At 38.7% G+C, this 16,772-nt stretch carries 14 protein-coding genes; 12 read left to right on the top strand and 2 right to left on the bottom strand.

The window, feature by feature from the left end; genetic code table 11:
• The first annotated feature begins 50 nt into the window (after positions 1-50).
• From ACFX4E_RS09210 to ACFX4E_RS09200, 3 genes are all read left to right on the top strand, one after another.
• Complete coding sequence (locus ACFX4E_RS09210) at positions 51-1,394, top strand: 5'-deoxyadenosine deaminase (RefSeq protein ID WP_028407654.1); 1,344 nt, start codon at positions 51-53, stop codon at positions 1,392-1,394.
• A gap of 433 nt (positions 1,395-1,827) precedes the next feature.
• A complete protein-coding gene (locus ACFX4E_RS09205) occupies positions 1,828-3,153 on the top strand; it encodes an NCS2 family permease (protein WP_028407655.1) in 1,326 nt (441 codons plus the stop codon).
• A gap of 146 nt (positions 3,154-3,299) precedes the next feature.
• Positions 3,300-4,331 carry a LacI family DNA-binding transcriptional regulator gene (locus ACFX4E_RS09200; RefSeq protein WP_098332423.1) on the top strand — a complete coding sequence of 344 codons (1,032 nt, stop codon included), beginning with the start codon at positions 3,300-3,302 and terminating at the stop codon, positions 4,329-4,331.
• Positions 4,332-4,355: 24 nt separating this feature from the next.
• Here ACFX4E_RS09200 and ACFX4E_RS09195 read toward each other — a convergent pair whose 3' ends face one another.
• Positions 4,356-4,913, bottom strand: a complete 558-nt coding sequence (locus ACFX4E_RS09195; RefSeq protein ID WP_013055659.1) for a shikimate kinase — start codon at positions 4,911-4,913, stop codon at positions 4,356-4,358.
• Between the two features lie 547 nt (positions 4,914-5,460).
• Here ACFX4E_RS09195 and ACFX4E_RS09190 point away from each other — a divergent pair.
• The 3 genes from ACFX4E_RS09190 to aroD all read left to right on the top strand — a co-directional run bounded on the left by ACFX4E_RS09190 (position 5,461) and on the right by aroD (position 9,552).
• Positions 5,461-6,891, top strand: coding sequence for an aldehyde dehydrogenase family protein (locus ACFX4E_RS09190; RefSeq protein WP_098332422.1), 1,431 nt, complete (start codon positions 5,461-5,463; stop codon positions 6,889-6,891).
• Between the two features lie 51 nt (positions 6,892-6,942).
• A complete protein-coding gene (locus ACFX4E_RS09185) occupies positions 6,943-8,700 on the top strand; it encodes a thiamine pyrophosphate-binding protein (protein ID WP_028407658.1) in 1,758 nt (585 codons plus the stop codon).
• A gap of 66 nt (positions 8,701-8,766) precedes the next feature.
• Positions 8,767-9,552, top strand: coding sequence for a type I 3-dehydroquinate dehydratase (aroD, locus tag ACFX4E_RS09180; protein WP_377237382.1), 786 nt, complete (start codon positions 8,767-8,769; stop codon positions 9,550-9,552).
• 38 nt (positions 9,553-9,590) lie between these two features.
• Here aroD and ACFX4E_RS09175 read toward each other — a convergent pair whose 3' ends face one another.
• Positions 9,591-9,767, bottom strand: a complete 177-nt coding sequence (locus tag ACFX4E_RS09175; protein WP_013081969.1) for a YvzF family protein — start codon at positions 9,765-9,767, stop codon at positions 9,591-9,593.
• A gap of 199 nt (positions 9,768-9,966) precedes the next feature.
• On the opposite strand from ACFX4E_RS09175, the gene treP reads away from it, so the two are divergent.
• The 6 genes from treP (at position 9,967) to ACFX4E_RS09145 (ending at position 16,772) form a co-directional block, all read left to right on the top strand.
• Positions 9,967-11,430, top strand: coding sequence for a PTS system trehalose-specific EIIBC component (gene treP / locus ACFX4E_RS09170; RefSeq protein ID WP_028407660.1), 1,464 nt, complete (start codon positions 9,967-9,969; stop codon positions 11,428-11,430).
• A gap of 15 nt (positions 11,431-11,445) precedes the next feature.
• Positions 11,446-13,131, top strand: coding sequence for an alpha,alpha-phosphotrehalase (treC, locus tag ACFX4E_RS09165; protein ID WP_098966157.1), 1,686 nt, complete (start codon positions 11,446-11,448; stop codon positions 13,129-13,131).
• A gap of 88 nt (positions 13,132-13,219) precedes the next feature.
• A complete protein-coding gene (gene treR, locus ACFX4E_RS09160) occupies positions 13,220-13,936 on the top strand; it encodes a trehalose operon repressor (protein WP_013055666.1) in 717 nt (238 codons plus the stop codon).
• A gap of 357 nt (positions 13,937-14,293) precedes the next feature.
• On the top strand, positions 14,294-15,016 hold the full coding sequence (pxpB, locus tag ACFX4E_RS09155) for a 5-oxoprolinase subunit PxpB (protein ID WP_028407662.1): 723 nt from the start codon (positions 14,294-14,296) through the stop codon (positions 15,014-15,016).
• Positions 15,006-16,004, top strand: a complete 999-nt coding sequence (locus ACFX4E_RS09150) for a 5-oxoprolinase subunit C family protein (protein WP_377258282.1) — start codon at positions 15,006-15,008, stop codon at positions 16,002-16,004. Before pxpB ends, ACFX4E_RS09150 begins: the two co-directional genes overlap by 11 nt.
• 12 nt (positions 16,005-16,016) lie before the next feature.
• Positions 16,017-16,772, top strand: coding sequence for a LamB/YcsF family protein (locus ACFX4E_RS09145; protein ID WP_195695220.1), 756 nt, complete (start codon positions 16,017-16,019; stop codon positions 16,770-16,772).

Genomic DNA, 16,772 nt, shown 5'->3' with positions numbered 1-16,772 from the left:
TCGGCTTGAGCTAGAAATAGATAGATGTTACGAAAGAGGGGAAAGAAGGTATGACGCACACATTAATTAAAAATGCAGAGATTATTACGATGAATGAGAAGAATGATATTATTTACGGTGACCTTTATATTGTTGGAAATCGTATTGCAGCCATCGGGAAAAACCTGCATCCGGAAAAGGTAGATAAAGTCATTGACGCAGCAAATAAAACGATTGTGCCGGGCTTTATACATACTCATATTCATTTATGTCAAACGCTTTTTAGAGGGCAAGCAGATGATTTAGAGCTGTTAGACTGGCTAAAGAAGAAAATATGGCCGCTTGAAGCTTCACATGATGAAGAATCTATCTATTATTCAGCCCTGTTAGGCATCGGCGAACTCATTCAAAGCGGGACTACAACAATTGTAGATATGGAAACTGTTCATCATACGGACTCTGCTTTTCAAGCTATATCTCAAAGTGGAATCCGAGCCCTTGCAGGAAAAGTAATGATGGATAAAAAAGGCGATGATCTGCCAAAAGCTCTGCAGGAGACAACGGCTGACTCGATCAAAGAAAGTGTAGAGCTGCTTGAAAAATGGCATAATTCAAATAACGGTCGTATTCGATACGCATTCTCCCCAAGATTTGTGCTGTCGTGTACGGAAGATTTGCTGCGTGAAGTGAGCCATTTATCAGCTGCATATAATGTTCATGTACATACTCATGCTTCTGAGAATCAAGAAGAAATTCGCATCGTAGAAGCTGAAACGGGTATGAGAAATATCATGTACTTAGATCATTTAGGATTAGCCAATGAACGCCTTATTTTAGCGCACTGTGTGTGGCTAAATGATCAAGAAAAGCAAATTATTAAGAATCAAGGAGTAAAAGTTAGTCATTGCCCAGGCTCAAACTTAAAACTTGCATCGGGAATCGCAGATGTGCCCGGTTTATTAGAGCAAGGTGTATTTTTAAGTCTTGGCGCTGACGGTGCTCCTTGTAATAATAATTTGGATATGTTCAACGAAATGAGGCTGGCCGCTACGATTCATAAACCCTCGCACGGACCAACGGCCATGAATGCAAAGCACGTGCTAGAAATGGCTACAATCGGCGGAGCGAAAGCAGTCGGGCTTGAAAAAGAAATTGGAAGTTTAGAGGTCGGGAAAAAAGCGGATCTTGCTATTTTAAATTTAAATCAGCTTCATACTTTTCCATCTTACGGCGTAGACCCTATTTCCAGAGTTGTGTATTCAGCAACGCGAGGAGATGTAGAATTAACGATGGTTGATGGAGAAATTGTGATGGAAAATCGCGTGTTAAAAACAATTGACCAAGGAATTGTATTGAAAGAAGCAAATCATTCGATTGATCGTCTTTTAAAAAGAATCCCGCTTTTGATTTCATAAGATGTAAAACAAAGAAGAGGCTGGAATAAAAGTATTTTAACAAAAGTAAAACTCGAATTATTAATCGGAGTTATTGATTAATAATTCGAGTTTTTTTGTTGTCAAGGTGAACGTAGGTTTCATCTGTTTATTTGTCTTGAGAATGGATTTATTTAGTTATGTCTTAATCTCTTTTTTGTATAAATGAGTAAAAAGAGTACTCTTGCAACAGACTAAAAAGATAAGAGAAATAAATTTTCAAAATTCCAAACTAACGGAAGATAAAAATTTTTATAATGATAGCGTTTTCTGCCTTTGCATATCTACAAATTAAGACTATAATAGGACAAAAGATTTTACTTTGCAACGTAAAATCCTCCTAAATCGTGTCTTTTTTAGGACATTTGAATAGGTAGGATTTTTTATTTTTTTTAGAAGTAGGGAGGCGCGCGTGTTGGAGCGTAACGGAATATTAGAGCGCTTGTTTAAACTATCAGAGCGCAACACAACACCAAAACAAGAAATACTAGCAGGACTTACAACTTTTATGACGGTCAGTTATATGGTAATTGTCAATCCCATTATCATGTCTGACGCGGGTATCCCCCGAGAAGCGGCTCTTGCAGCTACCATTTATGCCATTGTATTTAGTACGTTACTGATGGCCCTATGGGCAAATTTCCCGATTGTAACCGGTCCAGGGATGGGTTTAAATGCGTTTTTTACGTATTCAGTAGTATTAGGACAAGGATTGTCATGGCAAACGGCACTTGGAGCAGTTTTTATATCCGGGGTCTTATTTTTTGTTTTAACGGTAACAGGAATACGCGGAAAGATTATTGATGCCATTCCGAACGTATTAAAGTCTTCCATAGCAGTTGGAATTGGTCTTTTTGTTGCGTTTATCGGTTTGAAAAACGCTGGATTAGTTGTGGCAAACGAGTCTACTTTTGTAGGGCTTGGAAATGTCATGGATAAAGGTCCCTTACTGGCTATTTTTGGGCTGATATTAGCAGCTGTACTGATGGCTAAAAATGTAAAAGGTGCTCTCATTATAAGTATTTTTGCTACGACTATATTAGCGATGATTGTAGGAGTACAAGCAGTTCCTCATTCCTTGAAAGACGTCTTTTCAGCTACGCCGCCAAGCGTTGGAGAAACATTTTTTCAAATGGATTTAAAGGGTGCAGTTGCCTACGGCATTTTTTCAGTTGTATTTTCTTTCACCATCGTAGAATTATTTGATACACTAGCGACATTGATTGGATTATCTAAAAAAGCCAACTTGGTAGATAAAAACGGTAAAATTCCAGGTTTAAATCGCGCGCTTGCAGCGGATTCAATCGGTACAATGGCGAGTGCTATTTTTGGAAGCACTGCGTTAAATACGTATATTGAAAATGCAACAGGTATTGCAGAAGGAGGGCGTACCGGCTTAAAGGCATTAACGGTTGCCATCTTATTTATATTTACCTTGTTTTTTGCACCGCTCATTCAATTTATCCCAAGCGTTGCTACTGCTCCAGCACTCATTATTATTGGTTCGCTTATGCTAAGTGACATTCGAAACGTTAACTTCGACGACTTTACCGAAGTTGTTCCCGCTTTCTTAACAATTGTCATGATGCCGTTAACCTACAGCATTGCAGAAGGTTTAGCATTCGGCTTCATTTCATACACAGCGATTAAACTGTTTACAGGACGCCGTCGCGAAATTCATTGGATGATGTATGTGATTACCATTGCCTTTTTTATCAATTTTTATATGAGTTCGCATTAGGAAGAAAAGACGTAGCCCCACGCTGCGTCTTTTTTTGTTACTGATTCCTTGTCAGAGAACATCGTGAAAGGATGAAGCTTTTCTTTTATTTTAGATAATTGTAAAATAATTATAAAAGGTGCGTTATAAAGGGTTGGTGGAATAAATTGAAACAAAGTAAACGCAAACGTGTAACCTTACAACAAGTGGCAGAACACGCGGGAGTATCTCGAGCTACCGCTTCGCTTATTGTGCGAAATAGTCCGAGTGTTTCTGAAAAAACAAGGGAAAAAGTTCTAGCTTCGATGAAAGAGTTAGGATATGTATATGACCGTATTGCAGCAAATTTAAGATCTCAAACTTCATCAACAATCGGAGTTATTATTACGGATATATCTAATACGTTTTTTACAGAATTGTTAATTGGAGTACATGAGGAGCTCGAGAAAGACGGATATACGGTGTTTTTAGGTACGACGTTTGATTCGGATAATCGACAGGATCAGCTGCTTTCTACGATGCTAGAGCATCGGGTAGGAGGCATTATTTTATGTCCTGTTGCGGGTACATCGGAAGACACGATAAAAAAAATTCAGCATTTAGATGTTCCTTCAGTACTAGCAGTAAGGGAATTGCCTGAAGTGGAGTCAGATTATGTAGGGGTAGATTATAGCTTAGGCGTTCAAAAAGCGGTTCAACACTTACTTGAACAGGGACACAAAAGAATCGCATTTTTAGGAGGAACAACCGGTTCTACAACGTGGAAAGAAAGAATGGAAGGTTACCGCTCGGCGCTAAAGAACGCAGGAATTTCTATTGATGAAGAGCTTGTTATTCCGAGCGGTCCGACAAGAAGCGGCGGTGTAGAAGCTGCACGTCAAGTGCTGGACATTTCTGAGCCTCCAACAGCAGTTTTTTGTTTTAGCGACTTAGTTGCATTTGGTGTTATGCAAGGTTTAAAAGAGAAAGGGATTGTTCCGGGAGAAGATATAGCGGTAGTGGGATTTGATAATGTCATGGAATCGTCCGTATGTCACCCTACTTTAACAACCGTCTCTTCTTTTGCAAGACAAATAGGAAAAGATGCTGCACGGTGTCTTCATAACCAAATTGTTGATAAAAAAGAACATCATCATCGCATTATTTTAACGCCTCAGTTAGTTGTTCGAGAATCGTCATCAAAAAAAAGAAGCAGTTAATGAACTGCTTCTTTTTTTGGTGAATTATTTAGACGGTTCGTAAATATCCCAAGCCATTTTCAAGGAATCAACAATATAATTTGCTACTTCTTCAATATCCAAATTGTCAGTTTCTACTTTGGAGTGGTGGTTGGAATAAATTGCTTGTCGCGTATAAAATAATTCTTCAATATCCTCGAGACTTCTTCCTTGTAAAACAGGGCGACTGTCAATAATGAGGCTGATACGCTCTTTCCATGAATCCCATGAAAGGTCTAAAAAGAATACAATACAATTTGATAAGCATATTTTTTGAATTTCTTCTTGAAGAAATGCGCCTCCGCCAACGGATATAATTTTTAAACGCTGTTGAGATAACTGGCTAATTACTTCTTTTTCTTTATTTCGGAAAAACTCTTCACCAAACTCTTTAAAGATTTGTGATGTAGGCATTTGAAACATTTTTTCGATTTCTTGGTCTATATCGACAAAATCTCTGTATAATTTCTTAGCGACTAGTTCGCCGATTGTTGTTTTACCTACGCCCATAAAGCCAATAAATACAATGCTTTTTTCTCTAAGAGACATCTCGCTGTAAGTCATTTTTCAAAGCCTCTTTCTGTTTTTAACAATAAAAAACTTATTATTTTGTATTTTAGTTATTAGAATTATAATACAAATTTTACTGTTTGTAAAAACAGTGAAAGGTATATTATGTCCTAAGAAGCAAGTATTAGCTCACGTTTATAGAATTTTTGTTAGTCAACAGATGGTGATACGCTGTAACCAAAATAAATAAGCAATAGTTAAGCTCGATCACAATCATAAATCTTCGTCATATTGACAGTACTGCTATCTTATACACTCCTATAGTGTATGTAAGAAAAAAGAGGAAGTGATTGTGAGACTACGTAAGCGAGTATAGGCAACCTGAACTCAGTATCAATAAATATTTTTAGAAAATTCTTTAATTTTCTATTGCTAGATTAAAATTTCTGTTGTAGGATTATGATAACGTTTACAAAACGAATTATTACTTTAAATCAATAGGATTTATAAAAAACTTTATTAAATTTTAGATCGATCTAAAAATAAAATTAGATCGATCTAAAAGAAGTAGTCAGGTCAATTTTTAAAAGGAGAGATCACAATGAGCTTTAGACGAGCAAGACCTTATGTAAATAAAGAATGGCTTGAAGGTAAACGATCAGCAGTAAGTATTAAAAGTCCGTATTCCCAGGAAGTAATTGGTGAGCAAATTATAGCAACGTCAGAAGATGTTGAACGAGCGCTATCAGCCGCTTATGAAGCTAAAAAAGCAATTGCGAGTCTGTCTTCTTATGAAAGGGCCAAAATTTTAAAAGAAGCAGCACGGCTTTTGGAAAAGCAAAAAGAAAAGTTTGCTTCTCTCATCTCAAATGAGTTAGGAAAACCGCTGAAGAATACGTTGGATGAAGTATCTCGATCTGTAGAAACATTAGAGCACTCTGCGGAAGAAGCAAAAAGGCTTATCGGCGAAACGATACCAGGAGATGCTTCCGAACGAGGGGGAAAAGCGATAGCTTCCACATTCCGTGTGCCTGTCGGGGTTGTTGCCGCTATTACTCCTTTTAATGCACCTTTGAATTTAGTATGCCACAAAATTGGACCAGCTTTTGCTGCTGGCAACAGTGTTATTTTAAAACCAGCTCCGCAAACAACCTTAGTTGCTACAGAGTTTATAGCTCTATTATTAGAAGCTGGAATGCCTGAATGCGCTATTAATATGGTTTTAGGGGGAGTAGAAACAGGACAGCAAATCGTAAAAGATGACCGTGTAAATATAATTTCTTTTACCGGTGGAACAGTGGCAAGCAGAAATATATGTGAACTGGCTGGAATGAAAAAAGTGCTTCTAGAATTAGGAGGAAATGCTTCAACGATTGTTCATGAAGATGCCGACATTAAGAAAGCTGCTGAAATGTGTGGGAGAACAGGGTTTAGCAACTCTGGTCAAAGCTGTATTTCAGTTCAGCGTATTTATGTACATGGCTCAGTTGTTTCTGAATTTACAGAGCTTCTGAAGAATGAGGTAACGTCTTTAAAAGTTGGTGATCCTCTGCTGCCGCAGACGGATGTTGGATGTTTAGTAGATGAAAAAGCAGCAAACCGAGTTTTGGCTTGGATTGAAGAAGCAGTCGATCTAGGTGCAAAGCTGATATGCGGCGGCAAAAAGACAGGGGCTTCTATAGAACCTACTGTTCTATTAAATCCTCCTAAACAAAGCAAAGTAGTGTGTCAAGAAGTGTTTGGACCTGTGGTGAGCATCATTCCTTATCAAGATATTGAAGAAGCTATTCGGGAAACAAACGATTCATCATTCGGTTTGCAAGCAGGGCTGTTTACAAATCAAATGGATTTAGCTTACCGTGTTGCTGAATCTTTAGAAGTAGGAGGAGTTGTGATTAATGGGACCTCTAATTTTCGACTCGACCATTGGCCGTACGGTGGGATAAAAGACAGCGGCGTTGGTAGAGAAGGACCTCGATTTGCGATTGAAGATATGACAGAAACAAAAATGATTGTCCTGCAGCTATCGTAGCTGAGTTTATTACCTGAAAAAATATATAGTGAATTTAAAGGAGGATATACAATGGAAAAATTAATATCACATCAATTAGTAAATTATCTTGAGGAACGAGGCATCGAGCATATTTTTGGTTTGTGTGGTCATACAAACATAGCGGTACTAACAGCCTTAGAAGAAAGCGAAATTAAATTTATCAACGTTCGACACGAACAAATTGCAGCGCATGCAGCTGATGGCTATGCACGTGTGACGAAAAAAGCAGCAGTAGTATTAAGTCACTTAGGTCCTGGGTTAACAAACGCTGCTACAGGTGTAGCCAACGCAGCGTTAGATTCAATTCCAATGGTTGTCATCGCTGGTGATGTTCCTACTCATTATTATGGAAAGCATCCGCATCAAGAGGTAAATTTACATGCTGATGCTTCGCAATATGAAATTTATCGTCCGTTCGTTAAGCGTGCATGGAGAGTTGACCGTCCGGATTTATTTCCAGAAATATTAGAGAAAGCATTTTTACTAGCGGAAAGTGGAAATCCTGGCCCCGTATTAGTATCTGTACCTATGGATATCTTTTCAAAAAAGATCGATGTTTCTTTATTTGATCGATTGCATCGCCAAACGAAATCTTTGCAAAAACCTTCTATCGATGATGAAACGGCAAAGAGTATTGTACAAAAATTAATTAAAGCCAAAAATCCAGTGTTATATGTAGGCGGAGGCATCCTATTAGCAGACGCAGCAAATGAATTAAAAGAGCTTGTGGATCACTTGAACATTCCGGTAGCCCACTCCTTAATGGGCAAAGGAGCACTTCCAGATGATCATGACTTGACTCTAGGGATGACTGGTTTTTGGGGCACGAAGTTTATTAATGAAAAGTGTCGGACTGCTGATTATATTTTAGCATTAGGAACAAGATTTGCAGAAGCAGATTCTAGCTCCTGGGAGCCGGAATATACGTTTGATTTTTCAAAAACAAAATTGATTCATATTGATATTGATCCTAGCGAGATAGGGCGTAATTATCCTGCCGAAATTGGTGCAGTAGCGGATTTAAAACAAGCCCTTAAAGTCTTAAATCGCGTAGCTAAACAGCTTATTCCGGAAGGAGTAAAAAATGAAGCATTAATCAAAGAGATTGCTTCTTATCGTGAAGAGTTTAAAGCTAGCAATGAAGAATATATTCACGACAATTCATTCCCAATGCAGCCGCAGCGAATTTTAAATGAAGTTCGTGAAGTCCTGCCGAAAGATGCCTATATTACTACTGATGTAGGGTGGAATAAGAATGGGGTAGGACAGCAGTTTCCAATCTATGAACCTGGAAGTATATTAACTCCAGGAGGTTTTGCCACAATGGGCTTTGGAGCGCCGGCAGCTTTAGGAGCAAAGGTAGCTCAGCCTGATAAAGTAGTTGTTTCTCTAGTAGGAGACGGAGGTTTCGGCCAGAATCCAGCTGTGCTTGCTACGGCAGCCGAAGAGAATATTCCGGTGGTTTGGATCATTATGAACAACTTTGCGTTTGGTACGATCGCGGGACTGCAAAAAGCACATTTTGGAACCACTCTAGGCACGGTATTTGAAAAAGATGGAGAGGTATATTCTCCTGACTTTGCAAGTATCGCTAAAGCTTATGGAGTAGAAGGTATAAAAATTCAATCAGCCGAAGAGTTTAAACCGGCACTTCAAAGAGCTGTTGCTTCTAATAAACCAGTTGTAATTGATGTAGCGATGTTAAACAATCCTGTACCAACGTCAGGACATTGGAACATCATGGATATTTACTCACCGGATAAGAAAGTACACCATGTATCTGTTTAACAAGTATGGAACAAATGCTGAAATGAAAACGGAATCATTTAACTTTGATAAAAAGGAGCTGTTCCTATGTTAGAACGAGGAGAAGGAGCTCATTCTCCGGCTATTTGTACGCCTTTAGTGGGCAAAGATCGCAAAGAGCTTTTAACGGAGCTAGCGGAAATTCTATTAAAAAAACCGGATATAATTGAATGGCGCTTAGATTTTTACGAAGAAATTGAAGATATAAACAGCGTCCTTTCTGCAGCTAAAGATATATATGAAAATAGCGAGCGCACGCCTATTTTGCTTACTGTACGTTCTCAAAAAGAAGGGGGACAGCCTATTTCCTTATCAGAAAAGGAAGTAGTAGCGATACTTGCAGAGGTATGTAAGCATCCATATGTAGCAATTATTGATTTTGAAGTATCAAATCAGCCAGAGCATATCCGCTATTTACGTGAAGTTTCCAAGGAAAATAATAAGAAACTTGTGCTTTCTTATCATAATTTTTCTTTTACGCCTCCTAAAACGGAAATTTTTAAAAGCTTATTTTTAGCTGAATTTTACGGAGCAGATGCAGCGAAAGCAGCTGTCATGCCTCAGAACAATCAAGATGTTTTAACTTTATTGGAAGCTACAAGAGAGGCTGAAAAAGAGCTCACCATTCCTCTCATTACCATGTCGATGGGAGGGTTAGGAGCTATTAGCCGGATCGTCGGGTGGATGTACGGATCTTCTGTTACTTTCGCTGTAGGGAAAAGCAGCTCAGCTCCTGGGCAAGTTCCAATTGATGAATTACGAAAAATAATTCAGTTAACAAAAAAAGTTACGGGTCCTGAGAGCCATTATTCCCATCAAATTGTTTCGATATAAAATAAAAAGCACAAGAGCATAGCATGCTCTTGTGCTTTTTATTTATCCTTTAAATGCATGGAAAGATACACCCGAGTATCTTTTTTGCGCTCGTACTTTGGATTAGCGCTTCGCGTATATTCTTTTGACTGATGTTCTATATGGTAGTTTTGTTCAAACTGTTTGATCGCTTCATTAATTTCTTCTTGTTTTCCCATTAATCTTACTTGCAGCATTGTAACGTCTCCTTCCATATACTTTGCTTTTTGACTATATCATGAAATGAAAAAGAAGTAATTTTATTTTTGTTGACGAACCTGTATATACAGGTTAGAATAAAAATATAAAACTTGTATATACAGGTTTGCGGTGAGATTTATATGGGGGATAGGAAATACAGGAGTAAAATGAAAACGGAAACAAGGGGGAAAAGACATGAATCGAGAATCTGTGGAGCGCATTGTAGAAGCCGTTGGCGGAAAAGAAAATATCTCTGCTGCAACGCATTGTGTAACGCGTCTTCGACTTGTTTTAAAAGATGAAGGTAAAGTCAATCAACGTATGCTAGATGAGCACGAATTGGTAAAAGGATCTTTTTCTACAAACGGCCAGTTTCAAGTTGTTATTGGTCAAGGCACGGTTGATAAAGTATATAAAGAAATGGTGGCGCTTACAGGGATAGGTGAACTGTCAAAAGAGGAAGTGAAAAACGAAGCGGCTAAAAACTTAAATCCGCTGCAGCGCGCAATAAAAACATTAGCTGACATTTTTATTCCCATTTTACCGGCCATCGTAACCGCGGGTTTATTAATGGGAATCAATAATGTATTAACAGGAGCCGGAATTTTTTACGATGATAAATCAATCGTAGATGTTCATACACAGTGGAAAGACTTCGCGAGCATGATTAATTTAATTGCCAATACGGCTTTTGCCTTTTTGCCGGCTCTTATTGGATGGTCAGCTGTTACGCGTTTTGGAGGAAGTCCTTTATTTGGAATTGTCCTTGGGCTCATGCTGGTCCATCCTGATTTGCTAAATGCCTGGTCTTATGGAGAAGCATTAAAAAAAGGAAGTATCGATACGTGGAATTTATTTGGTCTGCACGTTGAGAAAGTTGGCTATCAAGGGCAGGTTTTACCTGTGCTAGCTGCTTCGTTTGTACTGGCAAAAATCGAATTGTTTTTACGAAAACGAATACCGGATGGTTTTCAGCTTTTAATTGTAGCGCCTGTAGCTCTTTTAGTAACAGGGTTTCTCGCTTTTATTGTGATTGGTCCAATTACATTTGCAATAGGAAATGTTATTACAGGTGCAGTTGTATGGCTTTTTAAAACGGCTCCATTTATTGGAGGGCTTGTATACGGAGGCTTATATGCTCCTCTTGTTATTACGGGCATGCACCATACATTTTTAGCTGTAGATTTACAGCTGATTGGAAGCGTGGGAAGTACGTTCTTGTGGCCAATGGTAGCATTATCTAATATTGCACAAGGCTCTGCGGCTTTTGCGATAATGATTCTTTCAAAAAATGATGAGAAATTAAAAGGACTGTCTTTAACGTCAGGGATTTCAGCGTGGCTTGGCATTACGGAACCTGCAATGTTTGGTGTGAATTTACGCTTTAGATTTGCTTTTATTTCTGCAGTGATTGGTTCAGCTATTGCAGGTGTCGTCATATCCGTGGCGGGAGTGAAAGCAGCATCGGTGGGAATTGGGGGTATCCCTGCTCCGTTATCAATTGTTCCACAGAGCTGGCCAGCTTTTATTATTGGAATGGTAATCGTAATTGTGGTGCCGTTTCTTTTAACGTTAACGCTTGGAAAGCTTCAGAAAAAATCAACCGTTACATCAACTGTCGCGGCTACAGAATCGTTTCAACATAATCCAAAGAATTAAATGGTGGTGTTAAAAATGCAAGAACCTTGGTGGAAAAAATCGGTTGTCTATCAAATTTATCCTAAAAGCTTTTACGATACGACTGGCAACGGCGTGGGTGATATAGCTGGTATTATTGAAAAGCTAGATTATTTGAAAAAGCTTGGCGTAGACGTTGTATGGCTAACGCCAATTTATAAATCGCCGCAGCGGGATAATGGATATGATATAAGTGATTATTTTGTTATTCAAGAAGAATACGGAACAATGGAGGACTTCGATCGTTTAATAACAGAAGCGCATAAGCGGGATCTTAAAATCATCATGGATATTGTCGTTAATCATACGTCAACTGAACATGAATGGTTTCAAGAAGCTAAAAAATCGAAAGATAACCCGTACAGAGATTTTTATATTTGGAAAGATCAAAAAGAAGATGGAAGTGCTCCGACGAATTGGGTTTCAAAATTTGGAGGTTCGGCGTGGGAGCATGATAAGCTGACAGAACAATCGTATCTGCATTTGTTTGATGTCACGCAAGCGGATTTGAACTGGGAAAATGAGCGTGTGCGCCGCAGCGTGTACGATATGATGACGTTTTGGTTTGAAAAAGGAGTAGATGGATTTCGTCTGGACGTTATTAACTTAATTTCAAAAGATCAGCGCTTTTTAGATGATGATGGTTCTATCGCGCCAGGAGATGGACGGAAATTTTATACCGACGGTCCTCGCGTTCACGAATATATGCGAGAAATGAATCAAGAAGTTTTTTCAAAATACGATAGCATGACCGTTGGAGAAATGTCGTCGACAACTGTTGACCACTGTATTCAATATTCTCATCCGGACCGGGGCGAGCTTAGCATGACGTTTAATTTTCATCATTTGAAAGTCGATTACCCAAACGGAGAAAAGTGGGCGCTAGCAGATTTTGATTTCATTAAATTAAAAGAGATTCTATCAACTTGGCAAACGGAGATGAATAAAGGAGGGGGATGGAATGCACTATTTTGGTGCAACCATGATCAGCCTCGCGTTGTTTCCCGCTATGGAAACGATGAACTCTATCATAATAAATCTGCCAAAATGCTCGCTGCAACGATTCATCTGATGCAGGGAACACCTTATATTTATCAAGGGGAAGAAATAGGTATGACAAACCCGAAGTTTTCTTCTATTGATGAATATAGAGATGTGGAGTCATTAAATGTGTATGAGATAAAACGTGCACAGGGAATGGACGAAAATGAAATTTTGGAGATTTTAAAACATAAATCAAGAGATAATTCCCGTACACCGGTGCAATGGAGCGATGAGCATAATGCAGGTTTTACAAAAGGAAAGCCGTGGATTAATCCAGCCGATAACTATCGTGAAATTAATGTAGAAAAAGCGTTAGATGATGAAGATTCAATTTTTTATTTTTATCAAAAGCTTATTGCACTGCGCAAGCAGTATGAGATTATCACCTATGGAAACTATGAATTGATTCTTGGAGAAGACGAGCAGATTTTTGCTTATATCCGAAATGGAGCAGATGAAAAGCTGCTCGTGATAAACAATTTCTACGGGAGTGAAACAATTTTTCAACTGCCAGAAAATCTAACTTTTGAAGGATATCATAGTGAAATATTGCTGTCTAACTACGAAGATTCATCAAAGGAATTAAAGCGAGTCTTGCTTCGGCCGTATGAATCGATCGTGTATCATTTAAAAAAATAGAGAAAAAAGTACAAAGAACGATGGGTGACAATCTATCGTTCTTTTTATACAATTGGGTATATATAGAAAGTAAAATAGGTGATGGCAATTGAAAGAAAATAAATTTATCAGCATTTACGAACAGTTAGTCGATAAAATTAAACGTGGTGACTGGCGTCCTAATACAAAACTTCCTTCTGAAAATGAGCTTGTTGAACAGTATCAAACGTCTCGTGAAACGATACGGAAAGCGTTAAATTTACTTTCACAAAATGGGTACATTCAAAAAATGAAAGGAAAAGGCTCATTTGTATTGGACGTATCACGCTTTGATTTTCCAGTATCAGGACTTGTTAGCTTTAAAGAAGTAGCGGAAAAGCTAGGACATACATCGACTACTATTGTAAAAGAGTTTGAATTAGTCAAGGCCGATCAAGATCTGTGCACACAGCTTGGGGCGACGAAAAAAGATCTCATATGGAAAGTAGTTCGAGCGCGTGAAATCGATGGAGAAAAAATTATTTTAGATAAAGATTTTTTTCATAAAAAGTATGTTCCTCACCTCACAAAAGATATATGCAAAGGCTCTATTTATGAATACTTAGAAAAAGATCTTGGGCTGAAAATCAGCTTTGCCAAAAAAGAAATTTCCGTTGACGAGCTGACGGACGAAGATAAGTGTTACTTAGATTTAAAAGACTATGAACATATTGTGGTAGTAAGAAACTATGTGTATTTAGAAGATGCAAGCCTTTTTCAATATACGGAATCACGTCATCGTCTTGATAAGTTTCGTTTTGTAGATTTCGCTCGCAGAGGTATATAATGGTTTACTGCCCATGAGTTTTTCCTTTTTGTACATGTTTACAAAAAAACTGCTTTGGTATAAAAAACAAAGCAGTTTTTTTATGGGGAAAATTGAAAAAGCGTGATCCTTTTGACGATAAAATTTTAAAAAGGTTGAATTTTTCTTTGGAGTTTGTTTTAGTAGAACATAAGATTATTTTATATTTATATAATGTTATCCATACAGGATAGGGATTTATTGTTCTTTTTTTTATTAGATATATAAGAAATTGTTATTCAAAAACAATAATTTCATTAGTAATTCTAATGGATGTATCTAATTACAGCATTAAAGGGAGCTGCTCAAACAATACTAAGTAAAAAAGGAGGAGACGGAATGAGCCACGATTATCGACTTTATCCTCTTGGTGACAGCGGCATTGTCGTTTCATTTGGAGACGAAATTAATTTCGGCATACATAAACGTATTCAGCAATTTACTGAGGTGCTAGAGCAATCATTATGTAAGGGGATGATTGAATATGTGCCGGCTTTTACAACAGTTACAATCTATTATGACCCTTGGATAATGAGTGAAAAAGGAAGAAGAAATCCTTACACAGCAATATCTACATATATTGAAGAGCTGCTTTTCCGCCAGGAAGAAAAATCTGAAGCGGTCGCTAGACAAATTGAAATTCCGGTGTGCTACGGAGGAAAGTACGGCCCGGACTTAGAGAGGGTAGCTGCTTTTCATTCATTAACGCCTGATGAAGTTATCTCCATTCATACAAATGGAGAATATTTGGTGTATATGCTAGGCTTTGCTCCTGGTTTTCCTTACTTGGGTGGGATGAGCGAAGAAATTGCGACTCCAAGAAAAGAATCACCGAGAAACAGCATCCCAAAAGGGTCAGTTGGCATCGCAGGAATGCAAACCGGCGTGTACCCAATTGAGACACCTGGAGGATGGCAGTTGATTGGGCGTACTCCTCTTACACTATTTAACCCCAAAAAAGATTCGCCAAGCTTGCTTCAAGCAGGTGATCGTGTCCGATTTGTTTCTATCTCTGAAACGGAATATGAAGCCCAAAAGGAGGTGGACGAAGATGAGTATTAAAGTGATACGTCCCGGTTTATTAACAACGATTCAAGATACCGGCAGACATGGATATCAAAAGGACGGCATGATTGTCAGCGGAGCAATGGACAAAGTTGCTTTAAGGATTGCCAACTTATTAGTAGGAAATCAAGAAAATCAGCCGGTTATTGAAATTACGTTAATGGGACCAAAAATTGAATTTCAGCAAGATGCTTTGATTGCCCTGACGGGAGGGGATTTATCGCCAACTGTTAATGATGAAGCCGTAAAGATGTGGCGGCCTTTATATGTGAAAAAAGGGAGCGTGCTACAGTTTGGTGTTCCGACTTTAGGGTGCCGTTCTTATTTATCGGTTTCCGGTGCTTTTAATGTTCCTGCAGTTATGGGAAGTACATCTACTTCACTTCGCGCTCGGATAGGCGGGCTGCACGGTAGAGCACTACAGTCAGGGGACGAAGTATTAAGCCGCCCTCCTACAGAAACGGGGGAAGCAATTATAAAGAAACTGATGAAAAAGCAAACGGACCGCTCTTTTCAGCAGGCTTTTTGGACGATTCATCCTAAACTTCTTCCTTCATACGAGACGTCTATTATCCGCACGATGAAAGGTGCGGAATTTGATTGGTTTACAAAAGAAAGTCAACAACATTTCTTTAATCAAGAATTTGACGTTACCCCTCAATCTGACCGCATGGGCTATAGGCTAAAAGGGAAGAAATTAGTCCTTGGTCAAGAAAAAGAGCTGCTCTCTAGCGCTGTGACGTTCGGTACGATTCAAGTACCAAAAGAAGGACAGCCCATTGTTTTATTAGCAGATCATCAAACGACAGGAGGATATCCTAGAATCGGACAGGTAGCAACTGCAGATTTTTCAGCGCTGGCGCAAATTTCTCCAGGAAAAAAGGTTTTTTTTCAAACAATTTCACTGGATGAAGCGCAGCATTTATATATGGAGCAGGAAAAGAAAATAAATCATATTAAAAGAGCACTTCGAATGAAAATATAAGGAGAGAAGAAGATGGCTACCGTTGATTTGAACTGTGACTTAGGGGAGAGCTTTGGGAACTATAGATTAGGAAATGATAAAGAAATTTTACGCTATGTAACGTCTGCAAACATTGCTTGTGGCTTTCATGCCGGAGATCCTTCGGTTATGAGAGAAACAGTAAAGCTGGCTTTGAGTGAAAATGTGGCGATTGGCGCGCACCCCGGATTGCAAGATTTAGCTGGATTTGGACGTAGATATATGAAAATTACGCCTCGAGAAGCTTATGATTTAATGGTGTATCAAATGGGGGCTCTTTCAGCTTTTATACGTGCAGAAGGAGGGACCCTTCATCATGTGAAACCTCATGGCGCTTTATATAATATGGCTGCAGGGGATCGAGACATAGCTAAAGCTATTGCTGAAGCTGTTTATAATGTTAGTCAGGAAGCTATTCTATATGGTTTGGCTGGAAGTGAATTGATTAAGGCTGGAAACGAAATGGGCCTGTGTACGTCTCAGGAAGTATTTGCAGATCGAACCTATCAACAGAACGGCATGCTGACGCCGAGAAACGTTGAAAACGCCGTGATTCAAGATGAAGAAGCGGCTATTTCTCAAGTAATTAAAATGGTCAAAGAAAAGAAAGTATTCACTGTGCAAAATGAAGAGATTCCCATTCAAGCAGATACCGTTTGTATTCATGGAGACGGTGCACATGCTGTTGAATTTGCCAAAGCTATTTGTGACAAGCTAAAAGAAGAACAAATCATTATTCAACCACAATGA

It is taken from the genome of Priestia sp. YIM B13491 (genome assembly GCF_042787605.1).
In the GTDB taxonomy this organism is placed as follows: domain Bacteria; phylum Bacillota; class Bacilli; order Bacillales; family Bacillaceae_H; genus Priestia; species Priestia megaterium_E.
This window is presented reverse-complemented; position numbering and strand designations above follow the sequence as displayed.

Bases quoted from the DNA above. Each gene is read 5' to 3' on its own strand.
- ACFX4E_RS09150 (WP_377258282.1), top strand. From the start codon at position 15,006: ATGAGTATTAAAGTGATACGTCCCGGTTTATTAACAACGATTCAAGAT.
- ACFX4E_RS09145 (WP_195695220.1), top strand. From the start codon at position 16,017: ATGGCTACCGTTGATTTGAACTGTGACTTAGGGGAGAGCTTTGGGAAC.
- ACFX4E_RS09185 (WP_028407658.1), top strand. From the start codon at position 6,943: ATGGAAAAATTAATATCACATCAATTAGTAAATTATCTTGAGGAACGA.
- pxpB (WP_028407662.1), top strand. From the start codon at position 14,294: ATGAGCCACGATTATCGACTTTATCCTCTTGGTGACAGCGGCATTGTC.
- ACFX4E_RS09210 (WP_028407654.1), top strand. From the start codon at position 51: ATGACGCACACATTAATTAAAAATGCAGAGATTATTACGATGAATGAG.
- ACFX4E_RS09190 (WP_098332422.1), top strand. From the start codon at position 5,461: ATGAGCTTTAGACGAGCAAGACCTTATGTAAATAAAGAATGGCTTGAA.
- aroD (WP_377237382.1), top strand. From the start codon at position 8,767: ATGTTAGAACGAGGAGAAGGAGCTCATTCTCCGGCTATTTGTACGCCT.
- treC (WP_098966157.1), top strand. From the start codon at position 11,446: ATGCAAGAACCTTGGTGGAAAAAATCGGTTGTCTATCAAATTTATCCT.
- ACFX4E_RS09195 (WP_013055659.1), bottom strand. From the start codon at position 4,913: ATGACTTACAGCGAGATGTCTCTTAGAGAAAAAAGCATTGTATTTATT.
- ACFX4E_RS09175 (WP_013081969.1), bottom strand. From the start codon at position 9,767: ATGCTGCAAGTAAGATTAATGGGAAAACAAGAAGAAATTAATGAAGCG.
- treP (WP_028407660.1), top strand. From the start codon at position 9,967: ATGAATCGAGAATCTGTGGAGCGCATTGTAGAAGCCGTTGGCGGAAAA.